Source organism: Streptomyces sp. NPDC001985, from assembly GCF_040296845.1.
Lineage (GTDB): Bacteria > Actinomycetota > Actinomycetes > Streptomycetales > Streptomycetaceae > Streptomyces.
Genome location: NZ_JBEOYB010000042.1, coordinates 64,863 through 72,771, shown reverse-complemented (window position 1 = coordinate 72,771; position 7,909 = coordinate 64,863). Strand labels below are relative to the sequence as shown.

At 73.0% G+C, this 7,909-nt stretch carries 9 protein-coding genes; 7 read left to right on the top strand and 2 right to left on the bottom strand.

From position 1 onward, the window contains the following. Nucleotides 1-131: 131 nt before the first annotated feature. The 6 genes from ABT122_RS20160 to ABT122_RS20135 all read left to right on the top strand — a co-directional run bounded on the left by ABT122_RS20160 (nucleotide 132) and on the right by ABT122_RS20135 (nucleotide 4,508). The gene (locus ABT122_RS20160) at nucleotides 132-617 is read left to right on the top strand and encodes a MarR family winged helix-turn-helix transcriptional regulator (protein WP_351553731.1); all 486 of its coding nucleotides are present in this window, start codon (nucleotides 132-134) and stop codon (nucleotides 615-617) included. Between the two features lie 234 nt (nucleotides 618-851). Next, nucleotides 852-1,868, top strand: a complete 1,017-nt coding sequence (locus ABT122_RS20155; RefSeq protein ID WP_351553729.1) for an AvrD family protein — start codon at nucleotides 852-854, stop codon at nucleotides 1,866-1,868. 210 nt (nucleotides 1,869-2,078) lie between these two features. Beyond that, complete coding sequence (locus ABT122_RS20150) at nucleotides 2,079-2,636, top strand: hypothetical protein (RefSeq protein WP_351553727.1); 558 nt, start codon at nucleotides 2,079-2,081, stop codon at nucleotides 2,634-2,636. Next, nucleotides 2,636-2,881, top strand: coding sequence for a hypothetical protein (locus ABT122_RS20145; RefSeq protein WP_351553724.1), 246 nt, complete (start codon nucleotides 2,636-2,638; stop codon nucleotides 2,879-2,881). The genes ABT122_RS20150 and ABT122_RS20145 overlap by 1 nt, the downstream gene beginning before the upstream one ends. Then, nucleotides 2,881-3,585, top strand: a complete 705-nt coding sequence (fabG, locus tag ABT122_RS20140) for a 3-oxoacyl-ACP reductase FabG (protein WP_351553721.1) — start codon at nucleotides 2,881-2,883, stop codon at nucleotides 3,583-3,585. The genes ABT122_RS20145 and fabG overlap by 1 nt, the downstream gene beginning before the upstream one ends. A 95-nt stretch (nucleotides 3,586-3,680) precedes the next feature. Continuing rightward, a complete protein-coding gene (locus ABT122_RS20135; protein WP_351553718.1) occupies nucleotides 3,681-4,508 on the top strand; it encodes an AAA family ATPase in 828 nt (275 codons plus the stop codon). A 61-nt stretch (nucleotides 4,509-4,569) separates the two neighbouring features. Here the strand turns inward: ABT122_RS20135 and ABT122_RS20130 are convergent, their stop codons facing one another. Beyond that, the gene (locus ABT122_RS20130) at nucleotides 4,570-4,950 is read right to left on the bottom strand and encodes a VOC family protein (RefSeq protein ID WP_351553715.1); all 381 of its coding nucleotides are present in this window, start codon (nucleotides 4,948-4,950) and stop codon (nucleotides 4,570-4,572) included. A gap of 429 nt (nucleotides 4,951-5,379) precedes the next feature. Between ABT122_RS20130 and ABT122_RS20125 the strand changes: the two genes are divergently transcribed. Next, nucleotides 5,380-6,150, top strand: a complete 771-nt coding sequence (locus ABT122_RS20125) for a class I SAM-dependent methyltransferase (protein ID WP_351553712.1) — start codon at nucleotides 5,380-5,382, stop codon at nucleotides 6,148-6,150. A gap of 95 nt (nucleotides 6,151-6,245) precedes the next feature. Here the strand turns inward: ABT122_RS20125 and ABT122_RS20120 are convergent, their stop codons facing one another. After that, nucleotides 6,246-7,892, bottom strand: a complete 1,647-nt coding sequence (locus ABT122_RS20120; RefSeq protein WP_351553709.1) for an MFS transporter — start codon at nucleotides 7,890-7,892, stop codon at nucleotides 6,246-6,248. Between the last annotated feature and the right edge of the window lie 17 nt (nucleotides 7,893-7,909).

Sequence of the window (7,909 nt, the reverse complement as noted above, 5' to 3'; positions counted from 1 at the left end):
CCCGGCCTCGGGGACGGGTCACCGCGCCGGTACCCTCGAAAAGCCGACGAACGGCGCACGGGACGCCCGGTATCGCCCGCGGGAGCGGCATCCCGGGCCCTGTCACCTCAGCGACAACGGGAGTGGCCAGGATGACACAGGCGATGCCCACCCCGGCGGAGCCCGCCGGACTCGACTTCCCCCTCGTCCGCAGGACCGGCTATCTGCTGCACAAGGCCGGCACGCTCCTGATGGAGGACGCGGAACAGGCCCTCGCCGCGCAGGGGATGCGCATGCGGTACTTCTATGTGCTCGCGGCCCTGGACAGCGGGCTGAGCCTCTCCCAGCAGGATCTCAGCAGACTGCTGAACCTGGACCCCACGACGATGGTCGCGCTGATCGACGAGATGGAGGGCGCGGGCCATGTGGAGCGCCGCCGCAACCCCTCGGACCGCCGCCGGTACATCCTGAGCCTGACCGGCGGCGGGCGCGAGGCCCTGGAGCGGGCCGGGCGCGCCGTCGACGAGGTCGAGCGCGACTTCCTCGCCGGTGTGCCCGAGGCCGACCGCGAGCGGCTGCGCGCGGTTCTCGGCGAGCTGCTCGCCGACCGCTGGCCGCGTGTGATCTCCTGCGAATGATCCCGCTCCGCATCGACGGATTCCGGCTTTCCGTTCCCAGGATTCCGGAATCCGTCAATTCCACTTACGGATTTCCGGGACCGTGCCCCTTGTGGAAGCCATCACACATTCCCGTATTTCCCGGTCATCCGATGACCGCGCGTGTTACTTTCTCTCCTGTAAGGTGCCGCCCGCTGAAGCGCGGCACCGACAGGCGGACCACGGTCTGCTACACGGGGGAAGGATCACGGGGGAATGAATGGCAATAATTTGTTCTACGGATCTCTGGACAGTTGCCTCGGCCCGGGAACGACACGGTTTTTCGGCAGCGGCTACAAACGGGTCGTCCAGAATCTGAGCGCGATCATCAGCGACGGTTCCGCGGAGCCCGGCGCGCTGATCACCGCACGCGGCACCCTGACCTATCCGCGGGACTGGTCCCGCAAGTCGGGCGCGGGGGAACTGCGCCCGCACCTCAGCAGCATCGACGCCCTGGTGCTGGCCGCGACCCTGGCCGAGGTCCAGGTGAACCGGGCCTTCGGCCTGACGGCCGGCGAAGCGCGCCGCACCTGGCTGCGGCAGGCGGATGTGCGCGCCGGAAGCAGTCCGCACGAGGACCTGGACGACTTCCCGGTGGAGGGCAGACTTCTGTCCGTCGACGGCCCCACCGGGGCCCGGTCCGCCCGGTCCAGCACCTTCGACTGCCGCATCGGCGGGCTGCGGGTGCGCGTCACCCTGGCGCACGAGGCCGGTTCCGGCCGGGTGACCGGCCCCGCCGCGTACACCGACACGGCCTCCGCCCTCGGCCCGCCCGGGGCCCGGCACTACGGCGAGGGGTACAAGAACCGCGATCAGCACGCGGACCGCGTCCATGTCGACCTCGACCGGAACCGGGTCCGGGGGCGCCAGCGGGTGGTCGCGCCCGGGGAGACGGACGGGGAGAACCTCGGCGCCGAGACGGCCTACGGCCCCTCGGTCTCGCTGATCGACGCCCTCGTGGGAGTGGCCCAGCTCGCCCAGGTTCTGCTGTACGCGCAGGACGGGCTCAGCCGGGGCAGCAGCAACACGCTCTGGATGCGGCGGTTCGTCATCCGCACGGAGAACCCCGCACGGCCGCTGGGGCGCAGCTTCACCCCCACGGTGCACATCGCCAAGTCCCGGCTGATCGATCTCGCGGGAGAGAGCTGGCGCACCGCCGAGCTGGCCGTCGACGATTTCTCGGGAATCAGGGGCCAGTGCTCTCTCGCGCACCGGCTGCCCGCCGCCGCCTGACCGCACGGCACACGCACCGGGTGACCGGATGATCTCTTTTTCCGGTCGCCCGCATTCTTCCACCACTACGCATTCCACGGGCGCACCATTCAGGTGTCCGCTCGCGCCGTTCACCGATCGCGCCGACCAGGGAAATGACATCCCACCGGGTAATCGACCATGCCCGAAAGCGTACGGAAGACGGCCAGGCAAACAACGGGGGAATCACTCATGCAATTTTCACCGACGCTCTACATCGGAGAAGTGCTGGTCGTTCTGGAGGGCCCGGCCCGGGTCCGCTGGCAGGGTCCCGGAACGGATCGCCGGACCCCTGTCGGGGTGTGGCCCGACGCGGGGCAGCTGGCGGCGGTGCGCGAGCACCTGGACAGCGAACGGCCACTGCTCGTCCTGCTGGACGAGGCCCGCAGCCGGGTGCCCGTGCTGCGCGAGGAGTGGCCTTCGGCGTCCTGCCGGCTGCTCCGGGAGCCGGGGGGCGACGACGAGGTGGCCGAGTTCCGGCTGCCGTTCCTCGACTGGCTCCCCGGCCGCGACCGGGAGCGGGCGGCCCGGTTCCTCGCGGAGAGCGACGAGACACTCTCCCGTACACCCGTGGCGCTGCTGCCGCCGCTGATGATCGAGGGGCGGCCCGACGGCGCTCCGCGCAATCCGCGTTTCGCCCGCCGGCTGCTGCCGGGAACCCTGACTCCCGCCCGGCTCACCGCGGCCGTCGACCATCTCCTGGCGGGCGAAGGGGCCGGGCGGGTCTGTGCCGCGGGGGCGGCGCGGTGATGGGCGCCCCCGGAGCGGCCGGGCTGGGTGCCCACCGCTCCCCGCCGAGCGGCGACGCGGGCGGCGCGCTCCGGGAGCCGGCCGGCGGGCCTCCGGACGGGCTGCTCCCCATACCCACCCTGGGCGAGCTGCGCTCGGTGATCGCCCGGGCCGCGTCCCTGAATCTGGCGCGCGCCACCCGGCGGGCCCTGGAGAGCCGCCCCGCGCGGGGCGCGGACGGCACCGCCGGGGGGAGGGACGGCTGATGGGGCGTTCGGTCCTGGTCACCGGCGGCAACCGCGGTATCGGGCTCGCGGTGGCACGCGCGCTGGCCGCCGGCGGCGACCGGGTGGCCGTCACCCACCGCGGCTCCGGACCCCCGGACGGCCTGTTCGGGGTGCACGCCGAGATGACGGACACCACAAGCGTCGACACCGCCTTCGCCAGGGTGGAGGCGGAGCACGGCCCGGTGGAGGTGCTGGTGGTCAACGCGGGCATCACCCGGGACACCCCGCTGCTCCGCATGGACGAGCGGGACTTCACCGATGTCCTGGACGTCAATCTGTACGGGGCCTTCCGCACGGTCCGGCGCGCCGCGCGCTCCATGGTGCGCGCCCGCTGGGGCCGGATCGTGCTGATGTCCTCGATGACCTACGCCTACGGGGCGCCGGGGCAGGTCAACTACGGCGCCGCGAAGGCCGGACTGTTCGGTATGGCCCGCTCGCTGGCGTGGGAGCTGGGCCCGCGCGGCATCACGGTCAACCTGGTCGCGCCGGGGCTGATCGACACGGACATGAGCCGGGAGATCACCGGCCGCCGGCGCGAGCACCTGCTGCGCATCACCCCGCTGGGCCGGGCCGGGGACGTGGAGGACGTCGCCGCCGCCGTGCGCTATCTGACGGGCGAGTCGGGCCGGTTCGTCACCGGTGCCGTCCTCCCGGTCAGCGGCGGTCTGGGGCTGGGCGGATGACCCCCGCGCGGGCCACCGCCCCGCCCGGCCCGGCGGCGGGCGCGCCGCCCCGCACCCCGGCTCCGGCCGGTACGACGACGAGGGAAGGACACATCATGGGGGACACCGAAGCGGCTCCGGCCGTACGCCCCGGACACCGGGGAGCCGCCGCCGAGGGGGAACGGGGCCTGCACCTCGCCATCTCCGGCACCTACTCCAGCGGCAAGAGCACCACGACCGAGGCGCTGTCACTGGCGACCGGCATCCCGCGCACCCACGCCATGACCTCCCGGGAGATCCTGCTGGAGCTGATCCCGGGCAAGCAGGTCCAGGAGCTGAACGCGTCGGAGCTGACGATGCTCGGGCTGCGGCGGCTGGAGGAGCGCATCCACCACGAGTCCGGCACCGGGGCGTTCCTGTCCGACGGTTCGGTGATCCATGAATGGATCTACGGGGAGGCGCGGATGCGGGTCGGCATCAATCCGGGGGCGAATCTTCTCCTCAGGACGGTGAAGAACATCGCCGGGCTCCCGGTGAAGCGGTTCTACCGCGACTACATGGACGCGTACGGCGCGGTCGTCAAGTCCCGCGCCCGGCGGATCTACGACGCCTACGTCCATCTGCCGGTGGAGTTCGGGCTGACGGCGGACGGTCACCGGCCGGTGTCGGAGGAGTTCCGGAGGCTGTCGGACGACCTGCTGATCGAAACCCTGGAGGAGTTGGGGATTCCGTACCACGTCGTCGGCGGGACCGTCCGGGAGCGGGTGGAGCGGATCGTGGAGATCTTCGGTCTGCCCCTGGTGATGCCGCTGGACGAGGCCATCGCCGCGGCTCACGACAGGGTCCGGAGCGCGATCGAGGTGCTGGAGGACGACGACCGGTTCCACGAGGCCCAGCGCACCAAGTCGCTGCGCCGGCGCGTCACGTACGCGATGCGCTTCTGACCCGCCCCCGGGCGCCGCGCGGGCGGTGCGCGCGGCGCCCGGCCGGGCTCCGGGAGCGCGGTCAGCCCCCGTCCTCCTGGAGGACGCTGAGGACATTGCCCGCGGGGTCCCTGAACCAGGCGATGGCCGGGCCCCTCGGGTCCCTCGCGATGCCCTTCCCGTCCTGGGTGAAGCCCTCGTAGCGCTCGAACACGACTCCCCTGGAGACCAGTTGGTCCACGGCGGCCTCGATGTCGTCCACCGGGAAGTTGAGCAGGGTGAAGCCCGCCGGGGTGTGGTCGGGTTTGGGGTAGACGAGGACGGTGGTGCCGCCGCCGAGCGTCAGGGTGAGGAGCCCGTGCTCCTCGGAGACCTCCAGGCCGAGGGTCTCGCCGTAGAAGCGTCCGGCCGCCGGGATGTCGTCGACGGCGAATCCGCTGAATGCCCTGGTGTCCCGGAACATGTGCCGCACCTCCGCTTCCCGCGCCGGTCTCCCGGTCCGCCCGGCCCGCTCGCTCCCTCCCATCGTCCCTCCGGGCACGGCTCCGGGCGACTCGGGGAGCCCGCCGGCCGGCGGCGGTGCGGTGCATGATCGGCCTCTTGAGCTCCCGGGACCTCCCGGCTAGCATCGATCTTGTACCAGGACCCCGGCCCGGTGACCGAACACGCCCCCGTCCACGACCGTCAGGCGAGGAGTGCCGCGTATGAGGGGTCCCCTCCGGCCCCGTGCCGCCCTGCCCCGCCGTCCGGCCGGACCGGGCCGGGCGGGCGGTCGGTCCAGCAGCCGCCGTCCGCCGCCACCGGGGTCCGCCACCCGCGCGGCCCGCGTCGGAGCGGACCGGTCCGGGGCAGGCGACCATGCCACTCAACGGATGTACGGAAAGAGGCAGCGATGCTCGGTGAGACAGCGCGCAAGTGGCTGGAACGATGGGACGAGCAGCAGGAGCGCTACAGCCCCGACCGTGACGAGCGGTTCCGGGTGATCGTCGATGTGACCCGGTGGTCCCTGGAGGGGACCTCGCCCGAGCGGCCCCGGATCGTCGATCTGGGGTGCGGCACCGGCTCGCTCACCACCCGGCTCGCCCGCGCCCTGCCGCACGCCGATGTCGTGGGTGTCGACGGCGACCCGATGATGCTGGGGCTGGCCGAGGAGGCCGTCTCCGGCACCGGCGCGCGGGTGGTGCTCGACGACCTCAACTCCCCCGGCTGGGCGGAGCGGGCCGCCCCGGGCGCGCCCTGGCACGCGGCGGTCTCCTCGACGGCCCTGCACTGGCTGACCTCGGAGACGCTCGCCGAGGTGTACCGGGTGCTGGCCGGCAGACTGGCGCCGGGCGGGGTGTTCGTCGATGCCAACAACCGTGCGCCCGAGGGCTCGGAGACGGCGCGCACCCTGGCCCGCCACATACGCGACGCCCGGGCCGGCCGGGCGGGCAAGGCCGACCGGGAGGACTGGGCCTCCTGGTGGAAGGCGTTCCTGGCCGCCCCCGAACTGGCCGAACTCGCCGAGGCCCGCGCACGGACGGCGGTCGGACGGCACGCCTTCGCGCCGCCGCTGGATCTGACCACTCCGCAGCAGACGGAGATGCTGCTCGCGGCCGGGTTCAGCACCGTCACCACGGTCTGGCAGTGCGGTGACGACAGCGTTCTCGTCGCCGTGCGCTGACCCGGCCGGCGGCCGGGGCGGGGCGGACGGCGGAGACGGCGGGTGTCCGGCCGGGTGGCCGGACACCCGCCGGGCGCACCGGGCCCCGGGGGGGGTCAGCGCGGGCTCGGCTCCGGCTCCGGCAGCGGCTCCGTCCCGGGTCCGGTGCCGGGGTCGGGCCGGGCGGAGGGGCCAGCGTCCCTGGGGGCGATGAACGCGGTGGCCGCGAGCGCCAGCAGCAGGAGCCCGGCACAGACATGGCTGGAGAGGGCCAGGGCGCCGGTCATCGCCTCGCGCGCGACCCCCGCCGCCGCGGCCGTCCCCGGTTCCGCCGCGAGCGCGGGGATCACCGACCCGGCGCTCTCCGTCACCTCCGCGCCGAGCCGCTCGGCGTCCCGGTCCGTGAGACCGGTCCCGGCGATGCGGTCCTCCAGACCGGAGCCGAGCCTGCTGAAGAACAGTGTGGTGAGGACGGCGATACCGAGCGCGGCGCCCAGTTCACGGGCGGCGCTCTGGACCCCGGCGCCCGCGCCCGCGCTGTCGGCGGGCACATCCACCAGGACGACATTGGTGACCTGCGCGGTGGCGAATCCGACGCCGACGCCGTAGACGAAGAGCGCCAGGGCGATGGGCCACCAGGCGGTGTCGGTGTCGGCGACGAGTCCCAGCGCCACCAGGCCGGCGGCCTCCAGCAGCAGTCCGACCCGTACCAGGGCCGTCGCCGACGCGGTCATCGAGAAGCTGGCGCCGCTCGCGCAGAAACTGCCCGCCGCGAGGGCGACCAGGGCGAGTCCCGCCTCGAAGGCGCTGTAGTCCAGGGCGAACTGGAGCCAGAGCGGCATCACCGCGATGATGCCGAACTCGCCGAGGCCCACGATCAGGGTCACGGCGTTGCCGTTGCGGAACGAGGGGATGGCGAAGAGCCGGACGTCCATGAGGGGTTCGTCGTTCCGGCGCGCGAGTGCCGCCTGCCGGCGCCAGAACGCGCCGAGGGCGAGGGCGGAGAGGACGAACGCCACGAGGACGGGGGACGGGCCCGCGCTCCACGAGAGGCCCCCGAGGGTCAGCGGCTCGGTGGTGGTCAGCCAGCCGTGGGTGCGCCCCTCGATGAGGGCGAACGCCAGCAGGCCGAGGCCGGCCGCCGACAGGGCGCCGCCGATGCCGTCGATCCGTCCCTCGGTCCGCGGTGACGCGGGCAGATGGAGCAGGGCCGCGGCGGCGATCACGGCGACGAGCGGGATGTTGATGCCGAAGGCCCATCGCCAGGAGAAGTCCGCGAGCCAGCCGCCCAGCAGCGGCCCCACGGCCGCGGCGGCTCCGATGGTGGAGCCCCAGACGGCGAAGGCCTGGCCCCGCGCCCTCCCGGTGAAGGTCGCGTTCACCAGGGCCAGCGAGGCGGGCAGGATCATCGCGCCGCCGACGCCCTGGAGGAACCGCGAGAGGATCAGCGTCCCTCCGCCGGGCGCCAGTGCGGCGCCCACGCTCGTCAGGCCGAACACGCCGAGCCCGATGAGGAACATCCTGCGCGCGCCGTACAGGTCGGTCAGGCGCCCGGTGACCAGAAGCAGGGCGGCGAAGACGATCGCGTAGGACTCCTGTATCCACTGCGCCTCGACCGCGGTGATCGCGAGATCGTCGATGACCGGGGCGAGGATCACATTGACGATGGTGATGTCCACGACGATCAGTGCCACACCGAGGGACACGGCGACCAGGCCGAACCACTGGCGTGAGGTGGGGGATTCCGCTGGGCGGTGCACCATGACTCCACTCCGAGATA